Annotated in this window: 22 protein-coding genes; 9 read left to right on the top strand and 13 right to left on the bottom strand. The window is 65.4% G+C overall.

Translation table 11 applies throughout. The annotated features are described in order from the left end of the window. Positions 1-44: 44 nt before the first annotated feature. The 3 genes from BVC93_RS01535 to BVC93_RS01525 all read left to right on the top strand — a co-directional run bounded on the left by BVC93_RS01535 (position 45) and on the right by BVC93_RS01525 (position 2,769). Positions 45-938, top strand: coding sequence for a mycobacterial-type methylenetetrahydrofolate reductase (locus BVC93_RS01535; protein ID WP_083735628.1), 894 nt, complete (start codon positions 45-47; stop codon positions 936-938). Then, positions 935-2,050: a hypothetical protein gene (locus BVC93_RS01530; protein WP_083735627.1), complete on the top strand. Its 1,116-nt coding sequence runs from the start codon at positions 935-937 to the stop codon at positions 2,048-2,050. Before BVC93_RS01535 ends, BVC93_RS01530 begins: the two co-directional genes overlap by 4 nt. A gap of 128 nt (positions 2,051-2,178) precedes the next feature. After that, entirely contained in the window at positions 2,179-2,769 is a 591-nt protein-coding gene (locus BVC93_RS01525) for an Rv1733c family protein (RefSeq protein ID WP_157516728.1), read from the top strand. A gap of 16 nt (positions 2,770-2,785) precedes the next feature. Here the strand turns inward: BVC93_RS01525 and BVC93_RS01520 are convergent, their stop codons facing one another. Together BVC93_RS01520 and BVC93_RS01515 are read right to left on the bottom strand one after the other, a co-directional pair. Then, complete coding sequence (locus BVC93_RS01520) at positions 2,786-4,648, bottom strand: alkaline phosphatase family protein (RefSeq protein ID WP_083735625.1); 1,863 nt, start codon at positions 4,646-4,648, stop codon at positions 2,786-2,788. A gap of 109 nt (positions 4,649-4,757) precedes the next feature. Then, positions 4,758-5,453: a glycoside hydrolase gene (locus BVC93_RS01515; protein WP_442929061.1), complete on the bottom strand. Its 696-nt coding sequence runs from the start codon at positions 5,451-5,453 to the stop codon at positions 4,758-4,760. Positions 5,454-5,531: 78 nt separating this feature from the next. On the opposite strand from BVC93_RS01515, the gene BVC93_RS32900 reads away from it, so the two are divergent. Beyond that, on the top strand, positions 5,532-6,362 hold the full coding sequence (locus BVC93_RS32900) for an LLM class F420-dependent oxidoreductase (protein WP_157516727.1): 831 nt from the start codon (positions 5,532-5,534) through the stop codon (positions 6,360-6,362). A gap of 3 nt (positions 6,363-6,365) precedes the next feature. After that, a complete protein-coding gene (locus tag BVC93_RS32895; RefSeq protein ID WP_157516726.1) occupies positions 6,366-7,100 on the top strand; it encodes an SDR family oxidoreductase in 735 nt (244 codons plus the stop codon). On the opposite strand, the gene BVC93_RS01505 is transcribed toward BVC93_RS32895, so the two are convergent. Further along, a complete protein-coding gene (locus BVC93_RS01505; RefSeq protein WP_083735623.1) occupies positions 7,082-7,528 on the bottom strand; it encodes a MarR family winged helix-turn-helix transcriptional regulator in 447 nt (148 codons plus the stop codon). The genes BVC93_RS32895 and BVC93_RS01505 overlap by 19 nt on opposite strands. A gap of 65 nt (positions 7,529-7,593) precedes the next feature. On the opposite strand from BVC93_RS01505, the gene BVC93_RS01500 reads away from it, so the two are divergent. Both BVC93_RS01500 and BVC93_RS01495 read left to right on the top strand, forming a co-directional pair. Beyond that, positions 7,594-7,920, top strand: a complete 327-nt coding sequence (locus BVC93_RS01500; RefSeq protein WP_083735622.1) for an antibiotic biosynthesis monooxygenase — start codon at positions 7,594-7,596, stop codon at positions 7,918-7,920. A gap of 76 nt (positions 7,921-7,996) precedes the next feature. Next, the gene (locus BVC93_RS01495) at positions 7,997-8,701 is read left to right on the top strand and encodes an ABC transporter permease (protein WP_083740716.1); all 705 of its coding nucleotides are present in this window, start codon (positions 7,997-7,999) and stop codon (positions 8,699-8,701) included. A 2-nt stretch (positions 8,702-8,703) separates the two neighbouring features. Here the strand turns inward: BVC93_RS01495 and BVC93_RS01490 are convergent, their stop codons facing one another. Continuing rightward, the gene (locus tag BVC93_RS01490; RefSeq protein WP_083735621.1) at positions 8,704-9,483 is read right to left on the bottom strand and encodes a bestrophin-like domain; all 780 of its coding nucleotides are present in this window, start codon (positions 9,481-9,483) and stop codon (positions 8,704-8,706) included. A 90-nt stretch (positions 9,484-9,573) separates the two neighbouring features. Here BVC93_RS01490 and BVC93_RS01485 point away from each other — a divergent pair, with 90 nt between their 5' ends. After that, on the top strand, positions 9,574-10,233 hold the full coding sequence (locus BVC93_RS01485) for a DsbA family protein (protein WP_083735620.1): 660 nt from the start codon (positions 9,574-9,576) through the stop codon (positions 10,231-10,233). Here the strand turns inward: BVC93_RS01485 and BVC93_RS01480 are convergent. From BVC93_RS01480 to BVC93_RS01470, 3 genes are all read right to left on the bottom strand, one after another. Further along, positions 10,182-10,574 carry a hypothetical protein gene (locus tag BVC93_RS01480; protein WP_083735619.1) on the bottom strand — a complete coding sequence of 131 codons (393 nt, stop codon included), beginning with the start codon at positions 10,572-10,574 and terminating at the stop codon, positions 10,182-10,184. The two genes, BVC93_RS01485 and BVC93_RS01480, sit on opposite strands and share 52 nt — an antisense overlap. An 11-nt stretch (positions 10,575-10,585) precedes the next feature. Continuing rightward, positions 10,586-11,359 carry a TMEM165/GDT1 family protein gene (locus BVC93_RS01475; protein ID WP_083740715.1) on the bottom strand — a complete coding sequence of 258 codons (774 nt, stop codon included), beginning with the start codon at positions 11,357-11,359 and terminating at the stop codon, positions 10,586-10,588. Between the two features lie 376 nt (positions 11,360-11,735). Next, positions 11,736-13,010 carry a cytochrome P450 gene (locus BVC93_RS01470; protein WP_083735618.1) on the bottom strand — a complete coding sequence of 425 codons (1,275 nt, stop codon included), beginning with the start codon at positions 13,008-13,010 and terminating at the stop codon, positions 11,736-11,738. 160 nt (positions 13,011-13,170) lie between these two features. On the opposite strand from BVC93_RS01470, the gene BVC93_RS01465 reads away from it, so the two are divergent. Next, positions 13,171-13,743, top strand: a complete 573-nt coding sequence (locus BVC93_RS01465) for a TetR/AcrR family transcriptional regulator (protein ID WP_236950202.1) — start codon at positions 13,171-13,173, stop codon at positions 13,741-13,743. Positions 13,744-13,889: 146 nt separating this feature from the next. Here the strand turns inward: BVC93_RS01465 and BVC93_RS01460 are convergent, their stop codons facing one another. From BVC93_RS01460 to BVC93_RS01435, 6 genes are all read right to left on the bottom strand, one after another. Continuing rightward, on the bottom strand, positions 13,890-14,708 hold the full coding sequence (locus tag BVC93_RS01460; protein ID WP_083735616.1) for a BtpA/SgcQ family protein: 819 nt from the start codon (positions 14,706-14,708) through the stop codon (positions 13,890-13,892). Positions 14,709-14,757: 49 nt separating this feature from the next. Continuing rightward, on the bottom strand, positions 14,758-15,528 hold the full coding sequence (locus BVC93_RS01455; RefSeq protein WP_083735615.1) for an SDR family NAD(P)-dependent oxidoreductase: 771 nt from the start codon (positions 15,526-15,528) through the stop codon (positions 14,758-14,760). Between the two features lie 28 nt (positions 15,529-15,556). Next, positions 15,557-16,585 carry an ABC transporter ATP-binding protein gene (locus BVC93_RS01450; RefSeq protein WP_083735614.1) on the bottom strand — a complete coding sequence of 343 codons (1,029 nt, stop codon included), beginning with the start codon at positions 16,583-16,585 and terminating at the stop codon, positions 15,557-15,559. A gap of 24 nt (positions 16,586-16,609) precedes the next feature. Further along, positions 16,610-17,425: a carbohydrate ABC transporter permease gene (locus BVC93_RS01445; RefSeq protein WP_083735613.1), complete on the bottom strand. Its 816-nt coding sequence runs from the start codon at positions 17,423-17,425 to the stop codon at positions 16,610-16,612. Continuing rightward, the gene (locus BVC93_RS01440; RefSeq protein WP_083740714.1) at positions 17,422-18,273 is read right to left on the bottom strand and encodes a carbohydrate ABC transporter permease; all 852 of its coding nucleotides are present in this window, start codon (positions 18,271-18,273) and stop codon (positions 17,422-17,424) included. Before BVC93_RS01440 ends, BVC93_RS01445 begins: the two co-directional genes overlap by 4 nt. 237 nt (positions 18,274-18,510) lie before the next feature. Then, positions 18,511-19,827: an ABC transporter substrate-binding protein gene (locus tag BVC93_RS01435; RefSeq protein ID WP_083735612.1), complete on the bottom strand. Its 1,317-nt coding sequence runs from the start codon at positions 19,825-19,827 to the stop codon at positions 18,511-18,513. Positions 19,828-19,851: the final 24 nt, after the last annotated feature.

Genomic DNA, 19,851 nt, shown 5'->3' with positions numbered 1-19,851 from the left:
ACGGTGTTTCCTTCGGGGGATCGCCATGACTGGGGAGAGACATCGTGCCGCTGCACACCATCGCGCTGGAGTTGGTGCCGCCGAACGTCGACCGCGGCGCGCAGTACGCCCGTGATGAGGCGCACAAGGTGCTGCGGCTGGCCGCCGAATCCGGCATCGACGGCCGCATCGGCCACGTGATGATCCCCGGCATGATCGAGGAGGACGACGGCCGGCCCATCGAGATGAAGCCGAAGCTCGACGTCCTGGACTACTGGTCGATCATCCGTCCGGAACTTCCCGACATGCGCGGGCTGTGCACCCAGGTGACGGCGTTCATGGACCAGGACACCCTGCGCCAGCGCCTCGCCACGCTCGGCGCCGCCGGGTTCGAGGGCATGATCTTCGTCGGAGTTCCCCGCACCCTCAACGACGGTGAGGGCGGTGGCGTCGCCCCGGCGGACGCGCTGTCGATGTACGACGACATCGTGGGCAACCGCGGCGCCATCCTGATTCCCACCCGCGACGGTGAGCTGGGGCGGTTCTCGTTCAAGTGCGACAAGGGCGCCAACTTCGGGATGACCCAACTGCTCTACTCCGATGCCATCGTCGAATTCCTGCGCCACCACGCCGCATCCACCGACCTGCGTCCGGAGATCCTGCTGTCTTTCGGGTTCGTGCCCAAGATGGAATCGTCCGTGGGCTTGATAAACTGGCTGATCCAGGACCCTGGCAATGAGGCGGTCGCCCGGGAGCAGGAGTTCGTTGCGACGCTGGCCGGTTCTGACCCCGACAAGCGTCGTGGCTTGCTGTTGGATCTGTACAAACGGGTGATCGACGGGGTTGTCGACCTCGGCTATCCCCTGAGTCTGCACTTCGAGGCCACCTACGGGGTATCGCGCGCAGCATTCGACACGCTGGCTGAGATGCTGGCCTACTGGGCGCCGGATCGGCCGTGACCGACCGGAAGAAACGCCGCGAGGAGAAAGCCAGGCGGGCCAGGACCCGGCAGCAGAGTCCGTCGGAACTCGACGGCGCCGTAGAACTGCTCGACGAGGTGCGGGCCGCGCTGGACAGCGGCGAGCCCATCGAGTTGCTGGGGATGGTCAGCATGATGATTCTCGCGACCGACCCCGCCAACAACTCCGAGGCGGAGTCGACTGACCTGCGCGAGCTCATCGGCGCGTTCATCGGGACCCCGTTACTGGAGACCACCGCGCTGCTGGCAGCGCTGAGTGAACTGCTCGACGACGGGATGCTGGCGGCCCGTTGCCGCCACGCGCTCGTCGCCCGCCACGACGCCGTGCCGGCCTGGCTCGCCCAGCTGCAGCAGACCACCGTGCGTCAGGCCATGTTGATGACTCACGTGCTGGGCGATGCCGACGAACTGATCTTGGGAGTCCAGTTTGCCGACGGCCGGGAAATGAGCAGTGCGGTCCACATCGACCACCTGCAGTCCTCTGCGGTCAAGGACGCCTTCTTCGTGCCCGAGTCCATCAACACGGTGCTCACGGTGGCCAAGGCGAGCAACGACGACCCGGATACCTCCTTTGTCGAGCTGCCCCTGGACCAAGCGGCCGCACGGTTGCGTGACGCGCTGAACCGCGAACCTGCGATACCCGGCCAGGTGTCGGACACCTGGCCGAACAGTCGCGCTCTGCTGAGCTGGGTGGCGGGCCTGCTTCCGGACTCGGAAAATGCTGCACCCCAACGTGTTTCGGAGAATCGTGGCGAGTTCGTCGATCGGTTCTTCGCCGCGCTGGTGGGCCTGCCGTTCAACCGGCCCGGATACCGCGCGCTGCTCGACATCAGTATCGACGCAGGCACCGGCGATCCACTGCGGTGGAGTAGCGCACGACTTGCTCGCCTCTTGGCGGGAGGGTTCGTCACGCCGGAACTCATCCCCGCAGAGGTCCAGGCCGACCTGCCCCGGCTGCTGCGTGCCTATGTTCCGTTCGCCCACGCCGAGGCGGGCATCCGTGACGAACTGACCGCCGAGGCGCTGGCCGCCATTGACGAGTTCGCCGACGACTACCGGGCCTCGGTGCTCGACGACGACCAGCTGGACTGAGGTCGCCACACCACCGGACCTGCTGTGATATCCGTCGCGTGGACACCGTTTCAATTGGAGATCTAAGCAATTCGCTGTCAGCATCGAAGAGGTCGTCGGTAAAGAAGATCAGACCCTGAGGCGTGTTGATGCGAACGTTCCCCAAGCAGTGTCGGTGGTATCTGCGCGCGCTGGGGCGCAATCCGTTGGTGCGGTTGTCCGATCGGATCGAGGCGTTTTCGGTCCTCGCCGTGGCAGCCATCGCGCTCATGGCGATACCACTTGCCATGCAGCTGCACCACCAGACCTACACGGAGCGCATGCATGCTGTTACCGAGCAGGCACAGACGCGGCATTCGGTGCAGGCGACGGTGGTACGCGGCAGCACCGGGTTCCCCACCGACTTCGACTCCGCGGCGTCTGTCACCGTTCAGTGGGCGGACGGCAACAAGGTTCGCACCGAGCAGATCATCAGCCCCGCCACCGTCGAAACCGGTGCGCCACTGACCATCTGGTTGGACACCGACAACGAGGTGGTCAGCGCTCCACTGCAACCCCTGGACGCCGAACTCAGCGCGCTGGGCATCGCCTGGGTCGGCTGGACCACCATCGTCCTGTTCGGCGGTATCGGTGCCATGGGCGTGCGCAGGGGACTCGACCGTCTGCGGGTCCGCGCCTGGGACCGCGAGATACGGCTGCTGACCTACAACGACGACGGCTGGGCCAACCGCCACCCATAACGGGTGGTAGCAGGATCTACACGACGATCCACGGGTACGGCTGACCGTCGCGGTCAGCGCTCGACGGCAGCAACGGCCCAGCCCCGTCGATCCCGGTCAGTCGTGCCACCACCTGGGCGATCGCGTTGGTCACCGCGTACAGCGCGTCGCCGATCAGCTCCACGGGGAACACCGCGATGGCGGCGACATCACTGACCAGGAAGATCCCCTGTCCGGCGATGGCCTGCAACTGTGACGTGATGTCGGCGGTGAAGGTGTCCACGTAGTAAGGGATGGTGGCGAAGACAGTGCGCAGGCTCAACGCCACGTTCGTCTGGATATCCGGCCATCCGTACATGTCGATGGCGTCCTGTAGGGCCTGACGCAGATTCACCGGGTCGACTTGGCTGCCCGTCAGATCGGTCAGCGGCACACCGTCGGCGTCGCCGCGGGGGCCGAGCCCGAACAGGCTCACCACCGTGGGGGTGACGTCGACAATCGAGTACTTCAGGTTCATCTTCGCGTCATCGAAGTCCGGGCCGTCGACGATCACGAACGTCGATGTCTCGTCGGGGGATTGGAAGCCGTGGCCGAAACCCTGCTGCGGCTGGTGACCATGGTCGGTCACCATGATGATGGTCCAGTCCTCGCACGTGCTCGGACCGGCGGCGCAGGTCGCGGCTTCACGTGCGGCGACCGCGTCGAGGATCAGCCCGACGTTGACGTTGGCCCTTTCGATGGCCTGCGCGTACTGCGTCGAGGCCCCGCCGTACAGATGTCCGGCCTCGTCGACCCCGGTCATGTAGGTGAACATGAAGTTCGGGACGTTCTCGTAGCCAGGATCGGTGCCCAGGATGGACTTCACCGTCTCGGCGGTGACGGCGGCGTCGGCCGCTGCGTACACCGGGTCGTTGGGGCCTTGCGGGATGTAGATCACCTCGTCGGCCGGGGTGGAACCTGCCCCGGCGATGTCGGCGACCACTTTCCAATCCGCGATTGCCTTGGTCTTGATGTTCGGGTTGTACTCCTCGAGCTGGTTGAACACCGTGGGCCAGCGGTTGTAGGTCGAGGGGGTGAAGACGTTGTTGATCACGCCACTCTTGTTGTCCCAGACGCCGGTCAGGATGGCGGTCCAGGACGGGTTGGAGATCGTCGTGTGTCCGACGATGGAGGCCGCGCCGGTGGTGCCGGTCTGCATCAACTCCCAGAAGTTCGTGTTGGCCGGATTGTCCAACACCCGGCTCAGGTTGGTGCCGTCCACACCGATCACCAGGACACGTTGCTTGGTGGGATCCACGGCGGTCGCGGTGACGTCAGCGGTGGTGGCGGCGCGGTTGCGCTCAGCGGCCGCGGTGGTGGTGACAGCCGGGGCGGCGGGTGTGGTGGGCAGCAACGGCAATGGCAGATCGCGCTGCTTGCGCTGGGGAGCCTGGGCGGCCTTGATCTCCTCGCGCGTGAGCACCGCCGGCTGCACAGGCTCAGCTGCGGTGTCCTCGATAGCGGCGGTGTCCTCGTTCGTCAGGTCCTCCGACGTCGATGCATCGGAGTCGTCGTCGGCGCCCTGGTCGTCATCGGAGGTGTTGGTGGAACCGAAGGTCCTCGACGGCGTGTCGTCGGAGTCGTCGTCGGGCTCCGGCGACGTGGTGCTCGACTTCGACACATCGTCGGAGGCCGATGTGTCGTCGTCGTCGTTCTTTTCCTCGTTCTCTTTCTTCTCCGTGCGGGTGGCGCTGCGTTCCGAGGAGCTCTCACCGCCGGGGGAATCGGCGCTTGCCGACGCGGACGACCCGCTATCGGTGGTGGTGTCGGCGTAGGCGACGCCGGTAGCCAACACGGTGCCCGCGCCGGCGATCACACCCGCGGCAGCAACACCAAGACAGACCTGTTTGACCGTCGACACAAGGCACTCCCATCACGGCGGGCTCGAAGTTGACGCAGACGTTACAAGCCGGTGCGACCTGGCGGATCGATTTGCGTTCTGCGCGTCAATAACTCACTGCGAGGGTGGCTCAGCTTTTACTCATCGAGCCGATGAAGTACGTCTCCTTGCCGGTGGGGTAGCCCCCGCCGGAGGTGGCGATGTGCACGTGATCGAAGTGGTTGGCGGTCTCGTTGCCGTAGTCCGCAGTCCAACTCGGAGCGCCGACGCCCGGGTAGTAGCCCTGGCGCCAGATGACGTGCAGCACCCCCCAGCGCTGCGCGTTGGCCAGCGCCAGCCCCGCGATCTGATTGCCGAGTTCGATGCCCTCTTCGGTGTTGTGGTCGGGGATCATCACGTCGATGGCCAGACCGTTGGGATGCCACTTCAAGGGGTCCTGGCGGTAGCCGCCGATGGTCGTCACCTCGGGGAACAGGACGCTGATGGCGCGGGCTACCCAGATGGTCCTGACCTGTAGTCCGCCTTCGGGGGTCACTCCCCGGGGAAGTGCGAACGCGATGTCGGCGGCCCCGGCGGGGACGCTGGCCAGCAGGGGTGCCGCCTCGGCAGGCGCGGCGGCCGTCGGCGCGTCGGCGAGGACGTGGTTGTGGCCGGCAGGCGCAACGGTCGGCGTCTGCAGGTGGTGGTCGGAACTCTGGGCATAGAACATTCCCGCCGACACGGCGATCGAGGCCGCGATGGCCAACCAGCGCCCTCGGGCGCTGGTCAACACCCGTTTGCTCACGGACAGCACCCTAGCGTCGCAGCGATTGCCCGGGAGCCCGATCCGAGGAGATCGATCGGGGGAATACGGTCGAGCACGTAGGCATTGTCGTGGGGGAGTCCAGACTGTGAGGAGCGCAACATGAAATTCGGTATTTCGACGTTCGTCACCGACGACGGAATCGACCCCGTGTCCCTGGGTCGCGCCATCGAGGAGCGCGGTTTCCATTCGCTGATCGTGGCCGAGCATTCACACATCCCGGTCAGCCGTGAATCGGCGTATCCGGGCGGCGGCGAGCTGCCCTCGGTCTACTACAAGACTCTTGACCCGTTTGTCACGCTGGCCGCTGCTGCGGCGGTGACGGAGACCATCCAACTGGTCACCGGCGTCGCGTTGCTGATCCAGCGCGATCCCATCCACACCGCGAAGGAAGCCGCCAGCGTGGACCTGATCTCCGGCGGACGCTTCGTCTTCGGTGTCGGGGCGGGCTGGAACCTCGAGGAGATGCGCGCCCACGGCACGGACCCGAAGACGCGTGGTGCCCTGCTCGATGAGCGCATCGAGGCCATCAAAGCGCTGTGGACCGAAGACCCCGCCGAGTACCACGGCACGTTCGTCGATTTCGAGCCGACGTTCAGTCGGCCCAAGCCGGTTCAGAAGCCGCACCCGCCGATCTTCATCGGCGGCAACTCCGATGCCACGGTCAAGCGGGCGCTGCGCCACGGCGCCGGATGGATCTCCAATCCGCTGGCGGTGGAGGATCTGTCCAAGCGCATCAGCCAATTGCGTGAGGGTGCGGGCCACGACGTGCCGCTGGCCATGTTCGGCACCCCGGTGGACGCCGACTATTGGCAGGCCGTCGAGCAGTTGGGCTTCGGCCAGGTAGGGCTGCTGCTGCCATCGGTGCCCAAGGACGAGGCGCTGCGTGTGCTCGACGACTACGCCGCGGCCGTACAGCGGTACCGGGGTTGATCTGTGAGCAAGGTTGTGGTGATCACCGGGGCGGGCAGCGGGTTGGGGCGCGCCACCGCCCGGGTGCTTGTGGAGGCGGGGCACCGGGTGGTGTTGGCGGGCCGGCGCCCCGACGCGCTGACCGAAGCGGCAGGTGGTCATCCCAATGCCCGAGTCCGCGTCACCGACGTCACGGATTCCGCGGCGGTGCGGACGCTGTTCGAGGAAACCGTATCGGTGTTCGGCCGCGTCGACGTGCTGTTCAACAATGCCGGGGTGTTCGGACCGTCGGCGTCTATCGCCGAGATCGATGACGCGCAGTGGCATCAGACGTGGCGCACCAACGTCGACGGGTCGGTGTTCTGCGCGCGTGAGGCAGCCCGGGTGATGGCGGCACAACTGCCCCGAGGTGGACGGATCATCAACAACGGGTCGCTGGCTGCGCACCGGCCGCGACCCGCCACGCTGGCCTACGCCGTGACGAAACACGCGATCAGCGGTCTGACCGCATCGATGTTGTTGGATCTGCGCGATCTCGATATCTGCGTCACCCAGATCGACATCGGCAATGCGGCCACCGCCATCACCGCCGGATTCTCGAAAGCGTTGCAGGCCAATGGAACTGTGGCCGCCGAACCCACGATTGACGCCGACCACGTGGCCCGCTCCATCGCGCACGTGATCGAACTGCCGCTGGATGTGTCTGTCCCGTCGTTGACGGTGATGGCAAGGGCCATGCCCTATTTCGGCCGCGGTTGATCTTCGAGATTCTGCGCGCAGCACAGCAACAGTTGGCTTAGGCGCTGTTGCTCGGCGCCGGACAGCCCCTGCACCATCAGCGCATCGATCTGCATGACAGCGTCGTCGGCGCCGGCGAGTCGTCGTCGACCCTCGGGTGTGAGCGTCAGGGCGCGGGAGCGTCCTCGAGGGGGAAGCCCTGCGTCATCCACCAGATTGTCGGTACGCAACGCGGTCAGCACGTCCTGCAGCGACTGTCGCGTGACGAAGCACAGCCGGGCCAGTTCGGCCGCCGAGGCGTCGGGGTGATCTGCCAGTGCCCGCAGTAGGGCGTACTGCGACATCGACAGCCCGGTGGCGCGCAGGGCGGCATCGCTGCGCCTGCGGAATGCCTGCTGCACGCGTTTGACCAGATAGCCCGGCGCATGCTCGACGGCGGGAACCTCCATGACAGGAACCTTACATCGGTAGTGCTACGGTCGGCAATGTAAGGAACCTGACATGAGAGGGAGTCATGACCACCATCCAGCCCCACGCCCCCTACGCCACGCTGATCAACGTCTTCACCGTCGACCCCGGCAAGGCCGCCGAACTCGCCGAGGTGCTCGCCGCCGCCACCGAGAGCGTCATGCGGCACTACGAAGGATTTCGTGCGGCCAACATCCACGTCAGCACTGACGGCACCCGCGTTCTGAACTACGCGCAGTGGGACAGTGTGCAGGCCTACCAGGACATGCTCGCTGACCCCGTAGCCCGTGAGCACATGGGCCGGGCGGCCGCGCTGGCGGACAGCTTCGACCCACACCTGTACACCGTGGAATCGGTGCACGCAGGCGACTGAGATCCGTCGATGGCCGACACTGGTTCGAGTGACGTCCACCGTGCTCGGCCCGAACCTGGTCATCGTCTGCATCGTGATGGCCGCTGCCGCGGCTGCCGTCTACCGGCTCGCGCTGCTGGGCCGCTGGTGGGTGGTGCCCGGTGCGGCACTGCGCTCGGCGGCGCAACTGGCCGCGGTGGCCTCCATCCTGACCGTGGCCGTGACGCAACTGTGGTCGTCGGTGCTGGTGCTCATGGGGATGTTCGTGATCGCCGCGGTGACCGCCGCCCGCCGAGCGCAAGCCAGTCACGGATCTTGTTGGTTGGCGGTGCCATTGGCAGCCGGGCTGCTGTCGGTCATCCCACTGCTGATTCTCGGCGGCGTGGTTCCCCTCGACGGTGTGGCCGTGGTTCCGGTGGTGGGGATCGTCCTCGGCGGCACCATGACGGCGGTGGCCGTGGCGTCGCGGCGCGCGCTGGACTCGCAGGTGGATCGTATCGGTGAGGTCGAGGCTGCCCTGAGTCTCGGTCTGATGGAACGGGATGCTCGCATGGAGGTCATCCGCCGCGATGCCGCCGACGCCCTGATTCCCAACGTCGACCAGGCCCGTACCGCGGGTCTGGTGACCCTGCCCGGCGCCTTCATCGGCGTGCTCCTGAGTACCGGCTCTGCCGCGCAGGCCGCTGCTGTGCAGGTGTTGGTTCTGGTGGCGCTGTTGTTGTCACAGAGCTGTGCCGTGGCTCTGACCGCTGAACTGGTGGCCCGCGGTCGGGTGCGCCGAAATGCGTTTGTGCCCAACTAAAGTCATTGCAGGACGGCGATCACTTCCCGCAGCGGCTCCGACGAGGTGGACAGATCGCCCAGGAACGGGTGTGACAGCTGCACCACGAGGAACAGGTTGGTGGCCACCAGCGCGCCGATGACCGCGGTCATCGGATAGTGCATGGTCGCCTTCTCGACCCCGTAGATGATCGCGGTACCGAGCACCATGGCGCTGGTGATGAAGATGACGGCCCACAGCGGCCAGGGCGGACCGGTGTCCGTGCGCGCCTGTAGCAGTCGCTCGGTGCGGGCTTGGCTCACCTTGTCGAGATTGGTGAAGGACGTGTTCAGGAATCTGGTCTGCACGTCGGTGCCGGGCTGAACCTGCTCGTAGGCCACGTACAGGTCGGCCAGGGCGGTATCGGCGCGGGCGCTCGCACCTCGCTGCTGCACCTCCCATTCGGCGAGTGCCGCCTGCTCGTAGGTCAGCAGGGCGGCCCGGATGCGGTCGGCGTCGGGCTGGTCGAACACCCGTAGATCGTTGGCCATCTGCACAGCGGCGGCCCCTTCGGTGCGGGCCTTGCCGTCCGCGGTGTTGATCTGTCCCCACATGGTCGAGACCACGAAGCCCATGAAGAATGCGTAGACGAAGCCGATGACACCGTAGGTGAATCGGGTGACATCGTTGTGCTCGTCCCGAGTGAGTGCCGGAAAGCGTTTCCGCACAACACTTTGCAACAGCATGCTGCCGCCGGCGATGCCCACGATGAAGATGACCAGCACCAGTCCGGCCGGTACATGGGTGACGATCCACTCGGTCATCCGCTGACAGTAGTCAACCGCTGACCGCCGGGCTCACCAGATCAAGCATCTACTATCGTCCCTAGTAGATCTTTGAGAAGGGCGGCAGACATGACGCACAAGACGCGGATCGCGCTGACGGCGTCGCTCGTCGTCGCCGTGGTGGTGGCCACGGTGGTGGTCCTGTTCCTGCGGGACGACAGTGAACCGGAACGGGTCGCACAAACCGACGCGGGACAGGTGGTCCGCGACAACAGTCACCGTCTGTCGTCGGTGCCCGACAGCAACGTCGACTTCGTCGAGTTCCTGGATTTCGAATGCGAGGGCTGCAAAGCGCTGTACCCCGTAGTGGAACAACTGCGAGGCGAGTACGGCGACCGGGTGAACTTCGTGATCCGGTACTTCCCGTTGAGCGGGCACTTCAACTCCGAGCGGGCTGCCCGCGCTGCCGAGGCTGCCGCGCAACAGGGCCAACTCGAGCCGATGTACAAGACGTTGTTCGACACCCAGGACCAGTGGGGTCACAAAGAGACACCTGCCGACGCCGAATTGCGGGAGCTGGCTGCCGGACTGGGGCTGGACATGGCCGCCTTCGATGCCGCCTACAGCGATCCCGCCACCGCACAGCGCGTCCAGATGGACAAGTCCGACGGTGAGGCTCTGGGGGTGCAGGGCACTCCCACGTTCTTCGTCAACGGCTCCCGGTTGCAGCCGCGCAGCTACGAGGACCTGACCGGCGCACTCGATGAGGCGTTGGGGGCGGGGCGCTGACGTGTGAACAGCCAGAACACCAGCCAGATCGAGGCGACGGTGATGAGCATCGCGCCGGGGACGTGGATCCCCAGGGTGGGCCCGGAGCCCAGGTAGGCCTGGACGAACGAGTAGGCGAACAGCGCGCACGCCACCCCGGCAGCCCACCAGCCCTGCCCTCGCTGTCTGGCCAGAATCGCCAGCGTCACGGTCAGCAGGCCGGTGACCACATGCAGGGCGATGGCGGCGCCGCCATGGACGTCGATGAGCTCGCCGGCCTGAACCAGAGCGCCGGCGGTGAGGAACAACACGGCCACGACGGCGATGGTGAGCAGGGCCAGACAGCGAGAGGCGAGCAGCATGGGACGTCCTCCTAGCTTCGGGGCTGGGGCGACTCCGGTGCGGTCGGTTGGTGCACCTCGGCGTCGAGCGTCTGCTCAGTGTCCTCTGCGGCGGGGGAGTCGGTCTGCGGTTTGAGCACTGCGGGACGGAACCGCTCCGGCAGTGCACGCAGGCCTGCGGCGCACAGCGCGACCACAGCCGCGGTGGCCAGTGCGACGACCCAGACAGGTGCGCTGGAGAAGATGTTCTCGAACAGCATGTAGAACCCGAACAACAGGAACAGCGCGGCGGCCACGATCTGGATCAACCGCTCGGGCAGGTGCTTGCCGGCGACCGCGCCCACGATGATGGCCAGCCCGTCGGCCACCACCATGCCCAGGGTGGAGCCGATCCACACACCCAACCAGTCGTTGTCGGCGGCCAGCGTGATGGTGGCGAGCATGGTCTTGTCGCCCAGTTCGGCGAGGAAGAACGCTGAGGTCACGACAAAAAACGCCGCACCGGTGGCGCGCTCGGCGCGACTCTTCTCCTCGTCGCTGAGGGAATCGCCGCGCAACGTCCACAGGCCGAAGAAAACGAACATCGCGCCGGCGAGGATGCCCAGCAGATGTGTCGGCAGCGCAGCGCCCAGGTAGTGCCCGATGGCCACCGACAGCACGTGCACCAAAGTGGTGGCTGCGGTGATGGCGCCCAGGACGACATACCACTTGTAGCGCAGCGCGAAGGTCATGGCGACCAGTTGGGTCTTGTCGCCGAGCTCGGCCACGAAGATCACGGCGAAGCTCAGCAGTAAAGCGGAAACCACGGACAACCCCTCTATCGGCGGCTGCCGGCCGGAGTCATCAGATGCCTTCGGCCCACAGCCCAAATGGTCTGTTCGGCCGAAGGTCTCGTCCACCGGTCAGGAACCGGCCCGGGCACCGGGCACACGGCGGTTGCCGCGTAGCCAGTATGTCGATGGCCCGAATTGGAGGACTACTCCCCTTCGCTTGCACCAGGTTTGCACAAAGTGCTCACCAATGCAAACCGGCAGCCATGAAAGAGGGCTCTCACCATATGTTTTGGTGTATCTATGGCAACTTTTCGGGCACCCTCACAAATTGATTCCTATTTGCTGACTGGGCGAAGAGCGTCACAACGGCGAATGCGGTCGCCGAAGGGGACCGAGTTTTTGCGGGGCATCAGCCAGGGCGTGGTGACGTATTCGCGGTCGCCTGCGGTTGTCGAACAGGATGGTGTGCGGTGACGTCGAGGTCGAGCCGATCGAGGCGGCGTACCAATAGGCTGGGTAGCCATCGTCCGACCCGGGCTGCCTGGATAGACGAACTGCGGGTCAGGAGGGTGTTCAGCACGGCCCGGGCTTCTGCGCGTGCAAGGGCTGCGCCTACGCAGAAGTGTGCGCCTTTGCCGAAGCTGAGGTGTGTTGTGGCGTTGCGGCCGAGGAGGAACTGGTTCGGTTCGGTGAAGTGGGAGGGGTCGCGATTGGCCGCTCCCCACAGCAGGAGCAGTCGGGAGTGTGCGGGTAATGCGACACCGGCGAGGGTGGTGTCGTGCAGTACGTGTCGGTAGTGGCCGCGGAAGGGTGGCTCGTAGCGCAGTACCTCTTCGAGAAAGGCGCCGACGAGGTCGGGATGGGCGCGAAGTTCGCGTTGCACGTCGGGTTGTGTTGCCAGAATGTGGGCGGCGGAGCCGATGAGCGACGCTGTTGATTCACCTCCTGCGCTGAACAGTGTGATCATGATGATGCGTGCCGGGATGTCGCCGATCTCGCCGTTGGCGCAGGCTGTCGCCAGGTCGCCGAGAAGGGTGTCCCGCGGATGTATTGCAGCATCGATGAAGTGGTCGTTGAGGTAGTTGCTCAACTCCATGACGGCGGTGCCGGCGGCCTCGAGTTGAGGCTGGGTGACGATGCCCTCCAGGAGTTGGGTGCTGGCATAACCCCACTCCATGAGTCGGTCGATGTCTGTGTCGGGCACCCCGATGAGGCGGCCCACGATCATCATGGGGAGTCGGTTGGCGACCGCGCTCATCCATTCGAGGTGGCTTTCGCCGGTGTATTCGTCCCAGAGCCGGTGTGTGGTTTCGTTGATGAAGGTTTCCAGCTGTCGAACGCGTCGGGCGGCCAGTTGTGGCAGTAGCAGCTTGCGATGGGCGGCGTGCAGCGGTCCATCAGCGGTTGCCAGAGCGTGGGTTTCGCCGCCGAGACCCTCCAGCTCGAAAGGCTTGACCGTGCCATCGGGACCCAGTGTCATTGTGGCGGTGAGATTGGACGAAAAATCCTCCGGTCGTGAGACCGCTTCGATGATCGCGTCTCGACTGCACACGGCGTAGAACCCGGAGTCGCCGACCGCATGGACGGGTCCGGCATCCAGCATGCGGGCATACAGCGGATAGGGGTCCTGGATGGACTCCTCGGCGAACAGTTCCATGCCGAGTTGACCTTCCATGACCGCCATCGCTCTAATGTGCTGTCTGCGTTGCGATATCGTCAACGAAATGGTCGAAGTCGAACTCTTCGACGAGCCGCGTGGAGGTGGTGGTGTCTCACAAGCGCGACCCGACGTGCACGAATCGACATCGCGAGGGCCTCGGCCGTCTCACGGTGAGACATGAGTCATGACCGGAAAGGAATTGACGCGAATGTCAGGCGATGACTGGCTGTTCGGGACAGACCGACACTCCGTGGCACGCACCCGCATTCTCGACGCGGCAGCTGTCTTGATCGCTCGGCGCGGTTGGCATGATTTTGATCTTGATGCGCTGGCCGCCGAGGCCCATTGCTCGCGGGCAACGATTTACCGCCACGTCGGCGGCAAGACAGAGATTCGCAACGCAGTGCTGGCGGCGGCGGCGGAGCGCATCGCGGCCTCAGTTCGCCGCCGGGTGGACGGTTTGACCGGCGGTGAGCGCGCGGTAGAGGCGATACTGACCGCTCTGGCTGAAGTGCGCGCCGATCTCGTCGGGGACCTGCTCCTCAAATCTCTCGCGCGCCCCGGCGTATCTGCCTGGATGATCGGATCGTCGTTACTGGCCGACTACGCCGGGGATCTCACCGGATCGAGCTCCGACGATACCGAGGCTGCGCAGTGGACGGTACGGGTGTTCCTCTCGCTGCTGGTCGCGCCCATCGGGACCGAGAAGGAGCGTGCTGTGGTGACACGGTTTCTGCTTCCGGCGTTCGAGTCCTGACCGGAATGCGGACGGTGGTGGCCGGCGAGGCAGCCGGCTGGGGCTGAACCCGGCGTCGGGGCCGGACCGTGACGTCACGTCGGCATTGACTGCCCGCTCACGTCACGGTTCCGACCCCGGCCGGCTGAACCGGAAATGTGCGCGGGCTACAGCGTTGCGCGGAATGCCTTGGCGGCCCCCATCAGTTCTTCCACCCGCGACTTCTCCGCTGGGTTCTCGAACACGCCGCCCTCCTTGAAGTAGGTGCCTACCACCGCGCCGTCGGCGATACCGAGCTGCAGTGCGACGTTCTCGGCACGCACACCGGTGTTGACGAACACCGGCACGGCGCCCGCGGCGTTCTTGACCACCTGCAGCGCCTCAAGGTCGGTCGGGGAGCCCGCGGTGGCGCCGGAGACGCAGATGGCGTCGGGAAGGGTCGCAAAAACCGTTGTCCGGGTGATGGATTCGAGGTCGCGCTCGGCCAGGTACGTGGCCGACTCCGGCACGATGTTGAACAGCAGCTTGACGTCGGAGCCGCCGACGCGGGCACGATGGCGGGCCACCTCGCCGACGTTGGTGTTCCAGAAGCCGAAATCGCTGGCGTAGACCCCGGTGAAGATCTCGCGGACGAACCGGGCACCGGTGGCCACTGCCAGGTCGATGGAGGCGCGACCGTCCCACAGCACGTTGACGCCGTAGGGCACCGAGATCTCGGGCAGCAGTTCACCGATGATGCGCGCCATCGTGATGGCGGTGATCGGCTCGGTCTTGGTCAGGTACGGCAGGCTGAACTCGTTGCTGATCATGACGCCGTCGACACCGCCACTCTGCAGCGCGTCGAGTTCGGTGCGGGCGCGGTTGACGACGGCCGCGATGCCGCTCTTGCTGTCATATCCGGGATCGCCCGGAAGTGCGTTCAGGTGGAGCATGGCGATGACGGGTTTCCGAACTCCGAACACCTCGTCGAGCCAGGTGGTGGTCACTGTGTGCCTTTCTCTAACTGTTGAACTGCGAAATGAGGTCGTTGAGGGGTCAGTCCATGTAGGCGCCGCCGTTGACGGCCAGGGCTTCTCCCGTGATGAATCGGGCGTCGTCGGATAGCAGGAACGCCACCGCGCGGGCCACATCCTCGGGCTGCTCGAGCCGGCCCAGTGGGGTGTCATCGAGCATCATGGTGCGCACGCCGTCGGTGGAGGTCCCGCGAAGTTCGGCTTCCCATTCCAATTCCCTTGACTGCATGGGTGTTTCGACGTATCCCGGGCAGACGCAGTTGACGGTGATGCGGTGTTCGCCGAGTTCGTAGGCCATCGCCTGGGTGAGGCCGACAACCCCGAACTTGGAGGCGACGTAATCCGACAGGAACGGCACCCGGCCCTGTTTTCCTGCCATGGAGGCGGTGTTGACGATGGTTCCGGCAACCCGATTGCGCACCATCTCACGCGCCGCGGCCTGACCGCAGACGAACACGCCTTTGAGGTTGACGTCCATGGTCTGCTGGTAACGCTCGACGGGGGCGTCGAGAAAGCGGTGCATGAATGAGATACCGGCATTGCTCACCCAGGCGTCGAGGCCCAACCGGTTGGCCACATCGGCAGCCACCGCGGCCGCGCTGTCGGGTGAGGTGACGTCCAACCGTACCGACTCGTGACCGGCGTCCGGATTGGGCAGGACCGCGGCGACCTCGCGGGCGGCGTCACCGTCAAGGTCGGTGACGACGACGCGCCAATTCCGTTGCGCCAGAGTGTTCGCGATGGCACGGCCGATGCCCGAGCCTGCGCCGGTGACTACGACTGTGTTGGTCATCAGATGCTGGATTCCTATCTTGTTGTGTTCAGCCTGCGAGCCGCTGGCCGGACTGGGTGTCGAAAAGGTGGGTGGCGCCAGGCCTGGCGGCCAGGTCGATCGGGCTGCCTTCGGAGATCCCCGACAAACGGGATGCCTCCACGACGCTGGTCAGCTCGGTGCCGCCGGCGTCGATCGTGACAATGGCGCGAGGGCCGAGATCTTCGATCAGGATCACCCGGGCGGTGGCGCCGTCGGTGGCGGTGGGGATCAGGTCGTCGGGCCGGACTCCCAGGGTGACGGCTTCGGCCCCGGCAGGCAGCAGACCCAGACGGCGTGCGACGTCGCTGTTGATGAGGTTCATCTTGGGACTGCCGACGAAGGAGGCGACAAAGGTGTCGGCCGGCCGGGCGTACACCTCCTGGGGAGTGCCTTGCTGGGCGATCCGGCCGTCACGCATCACGACCATCCGATCGGAGAGCGTCATCGCCTCTTCCTGGTCGTGCGTGACGTAGACCGAGGTGATACCGAGTCGCCGCTGGATCTGCAGCAGCTCGGTCCTGGTCTCGACACGCAGTTTGGCGTCCAGGTTCGACAGTGGCTCGTCGAACAGGAACACCGAGGGTTCGCGGATGATGGCCCGGCCGATCGCGACGCGCTGCTGCTGACCACCGCTGAGATCCTTGGGTTTGCGGCTCATCAGCTTGCCCAAGCCCAGTGATTCACCGATCTCGGTCGCGCGGGACAAGGCCTGGGCGCGCGGAGTCTTAATGGCCCGCAGTGGGAAAGCGATGTTCTCCTGCACACTCAGATGCGGGTACAACGCGTAGTTCTGGAACACCATGGCGATATCGCGGTCGCGAGGCTGCAGGTGTGTGACGTCGCGGTCGCCGATGCTGATGGTGCCGGAGGTGACCGTCTCCAGCCCGGCCAGCATCCGCAGCGAGGTGGACTTACCACAGCCGGACGGGCCGACGAGCACGGTGAACGATCCGTCGGGCAGCTCGAGATCGAGATCGCTGACGACAGAGGTGGGTCCGTACGCCTTGTTGACGCCGGAGAAACGGACGGTAGCCATTGAGCCTGAAAATCCTATCTGCGACTAGAATTTCACCGCGCCGCCGCTGATGCCCTGCACCAGCTTGCGCTGAATGAAGAAGCTCGCGATGACAACGGGAATTACCGCGATGAGGATCGCCGCGCTCATCGAGCCGATCTGCACTCCGCGGAATGTGTTGAACCCTGCGATGGCCACCGGGAGGATCGCCGATTTACCGGGGGCCAAGATGAGTCCGTAGAACAGGTCGTTCCAGGACAGCGTGAAACCGAAGATCGCCGAAGCGCCGATGCCGGGTAGAACCTGAGGCAGGACCACCAGCCGGAACGCGGCGAATCGGGTGAACCCGTCGACCTGGGCCTGTTCCTCCAGCGAGCGGGGGACCGCTTCGAAGAAGCCGATGAGGAACCAGGTGACCACGGGCAGAACAAAACTCAGGTGCGCGAAGATCACCGGGATCAGCGTGTCGGTGAGCCGTAATGCGTAGGCCATGGTGAGGAACGGAAACACCAGCACCGCGGGCGGCAGCACCTGGGCGGCGAGCATGCCGAACCGGGTGAGGGTGCCACCGGCGCGGTACCGGGCGATGGCGTAGGCGCCCATGCTGCCGACCACCACGCTGACACCGACGGTGACCAGCGCCACCAACGCGCTGCGACCCGCGGCACCCAAGATGCCCGAGGTCAGCACGTTCTGCCAGCTGCTGAAATCCGGGGTGAATGCGAACAGGAACGGATCATTGAGCTGCTGAGGCGTTTTCACGCTCGCCAGCGCGATCCAGACGATGGGGAACAGCACCGAGATTCCCGCGGCCCACAGCAGGCCCACCCGCAGAACGGTGACCACAGTCGAACGAGTCATCGCGTTTTGGCCCTTTCCATGCGGCGGAACGCGAACACGATGACGGCCAGCACCAGGATCAGCACGACGAATGCCATCGACGACGCGGATCCGAGTCGGAAGAATTGGATGCCGGTCTGGTAGATGAAGTACTGCAGCGTCTCGGTTTCGGTGCCTGGGCCACCTCGGGTGGTGGCGAAGACGTACTCGAACGTCTTCATCGCATCGAGGCTGCGCAGCAGTATCGCCACCACCAGCACCGGGGCCAACAGGGGCAGGGTCACCCGCCGCAGTACGTAGAAACCGCTGGCGCCGTCTAGGCGAGCGGCATCGAGTGGTTCCTTCGGAATGGACTCGAGGCCGGCCAGCAGGAGCAGCACCATGAACGGTGTCCACTGCCACACGTCGATGAATGCCAGGGTGAACAGTGCCCGACCGGGACCGAAGAAGTCATAGGAGATGCCGATGGTGTCGAGCATCGCCGGGATGGCGCCCAACTGGTCGTTGAGCAGGAACCGGAACGTCAGCCCGACCGCTATCGGAGTGATGAACATGGGTGCCAGCAGCATGGAGCGGGTGAGATCCTTTGCCCACTTCTGCTTCTGGAGTGACAGGGCCAGAGCCAGACCGATGACGAGTTCGAGGCCGACGGCCACCACGACGTAGACCGCGGTGGTACCGAAGGCATTCCAGAACCCACTGTCCCCGAAGGTCGCGACGAAGTTGTCGGCGCCGATGATGGCCGGGGCGCCCCGGTCGGTGAGCTTGTAGTCGGTGACGCTGAGGTATGCGGCGTACCCGAGGGGGAAACCGACCACCCCGACAAAAAGAGCGATGAGGGGGGCGACCATACCGTGCTGGAATTTCAGAGGGGATGTCACGGTAGGTCGGGCTCCTTTCGCGGGGTGGTCGGTTTCATGTGGTTAGTCCTGTCGACGAGCCGGGCGAGGAACGAGCCCGGGGAGGGAGGGCAGGACTGGTGGGTGAGTCCTGTCGACGAGCCGGGCGAGGAACGAGCCCGGGGAGGGAGGGCAGGACTGGTGGGTGAGTCCTGTCGACGAGCCGGGCGAGGAACGAGCCCGGGGAGGGAGGGCAGAGCCAGGGACTTAGCCCTGGATCCTCTCGGCTTCGGCCTGTGCGGCGGCCAGGGCGTCATCGACGCTCTTGGTGCCCGCGACGGCTTCGTTGAGCTCGGTGCCGACGGCCTGGATCATCTCCTCGCCACTGGGCCCCTGGCTCAGCGGAGCGGAGTTGGCCAGCAGCTTCTCGACGGTCTGGTAGTACTCGGCGCCGAACTGCCCTTCGAGCACGGCCGGATCCTGCAGGGTGCTCTGCCGGATGGCCGCTCCACCCTTTTCGACCCGTGCCACGTCGTGGGGCTTGCTGGTGATCCAGGATGCGAATGCCCACGCGGCGTCCGAGGCTGCTGAATTGGTGGGGATGGCCCAGCTCCAGGAGCCGAGAACTTGCTTGCCGCCGGGGATGGTGGCGAGCTTGATCTTGCCCGCGGCCGGGCCTGAGCCGGGTTCGTTGAGGGCTGGCAGCTGCCAGTTGTAGTTGATCATCGACGCGGACTGATTGGCCGACACCGACCGCTGGGCCTCGTCCATGCTCCAGTTCAAGCTGTTGGCCGGAGCGGCATTGGTGTAGGTGTCGATGTAGGCCTCGAGTGCGCGTTTGGCCTCGGGGGTGTTGAGCGTGACCTTGCCGTCGGCGTCGTAGATCGAGCCGCCGGCCGCGAACAGCCAGTTGCCCCATTCCTCGAAGATCTTGTAGCCGCGCTGTGGCTGCATGGCGATACCGGCGCGGTCGGCGGTCTTGAGGGCCTTGCTGGTGGCGACGAGCTCGTCGAGGTTGGTCGGCACCTGCTGGTTGGCCGCCGCGAGGTCATCGGTGTTGTAGAGGTATCCGAGCGCGTAGTTGTAGAACGGGACGGCGAATCGGGTTCCGTCGACGGTCGTGATGTCCGTCAGCGGCGTGAAGAAGTCCCCGGCGTCGTAATCCGGCGTGCTGTCGATGCGGGCGTCCAGCGGCTGCAGGAAATTGGCGTTGGCGAAGTCGACCATCCAGGGGTTGTCCACCACGATCAGGTCGTAGGTGGGAGCCGATGACTGGAAGGACGACACCAGCTTGTCGCGCATCTGGTCGTAGGTCAGGGTCTCGATGTTGATGTCGACATCGGGGTAGTCGGCGTTGAAGTCGGCCACCATCGACTGCACGATGTCGGTGTCGGGCACGTTCTCCATCAGGATGCGGACGGTGCCCGAGACGTCCGCGGACACCTCACCGGTGCCGGTGGCCTCGGCCTGTTCGGGTCCACCGGAACCGGCACAGGCACTCAGGGTCAGGGCGGCGACGGCTCCCAGCGCAACAAGTGCGGAGCGCGTGCGACGCCCCCGAGTGGGATTTTGAGCGAATCTCATTAGAGCACTGTTCCTTTCACTTCT

Origin of the sequence: Mycobacterium sp. MS1601 (genome assembly GCF_001984215.1) — a bacterium.
Classification (GTDB): Bacteria; Actinomycetota; Actinomycetes; order Mycobacteriales; family Mycobacteriaceae; genus Mycobacterium.
The sequence above is the reverse complement of the archived record's forward strand: the minus strand, read 5'-3'. Positions and strand labels throughout refer to the sequence as shown.

Coding starts and splice junctions, on each gene's coding strand:
- BVC93_RS01525 (WP_157516728.1), top strand. CDS start 2,179: ATGCGAACGTTCCCCAAGCAGTGTCGGTGGTATCTGCGCGCGCTGGGG.
- BVC93_RS32900 (WP_157516727.1), top strand. CDS start 5,532: ATGAAATTCGGTATTTCGACGTTCGTCACCGACGACGGAATCGACCCC.
- BVC93_RS01505 (WP_083735623.1), bottom strand. CDS start 7,528: ATGGAGGTTCCCGCCGTCGAGCATGCGCCGGGCTATCTGGTCAAACGC.
- BVC93_RS01500 (WP_083735622.1), top strand. CDS start 7,594: ATGACCACCATCCAGCCCCACGCCCCCTACGCCACGCTGATCAACGTC.
- BVC93_RS01495 (WP_083740716.1), top strand. CDS start 7,997: ATGGCCGCTGCCGCGGCTGCCGTCTACCGGCTCGCGCTGCTGGGCCGC.
- BVC93_RS01490 (WP_083735621.1), bottom strand. CDS start 9,483: ATGACCGAGTGGATCGTCACCCATGTACCGGCCGGACTGGTGCTGGTC.
- BVC93_RS01485 (WP_083735620.1), top strand. CDS start 9,574: ATGACGCACAAGACGCGGATCGCGCTGACGGCGTCGCTCGTCGTCGCC.
- BVC93_RS01480 (WP_083735619.1), bottom strand. CDS start 10,574: ATGCTGCTCGCCTCTCGCTGTCTGGCCCTGCTCACCATCGCCGTCGTG.
- BVC93_RS01470 (WP_083735618.1), bottom strand. CDS start 13,010: ATGGCGGTCATGGAAGGTCAACTCGGCATGGAACTGTTCGCCGAGGAG.
- BVC93_RS01465 (WP_236950202.1), top strand. CDS start 13,171: ATGACCGGAAAGGAATTGACGCGAATGTCAGGCGATGACTGGCTGTTC.
- BVC93_RS01455 (WP_083735615.1), bottom strand. CDS start 15,528: ATGACCAACACAGTCGTAGTCACCGGCGCAGGCTCGGGCATCGGCCGT.
- BVC93_RS01450 (WP_083735614.1), bottom strand. CDS start 16,585: ATGGCTACCGTCCGTTTCTCCGGCGTCAACAAGGCGTACGGACCCACC.
- BVC93_RS01445 (WP_083735613.1), bottom strand. CDS start 17,425: ATGACTCGTTCGACTGTGGTCACCGTTCTGCGGGTGGGCCTGCTGTGG.
- BVC93_RS01435 (WP_083735612.1), bottom strand. CDS start 19,827: ATGAGATTCGCTCAAAATCCCACTCGGGGGCGTCGCACGCGCTCCGCA.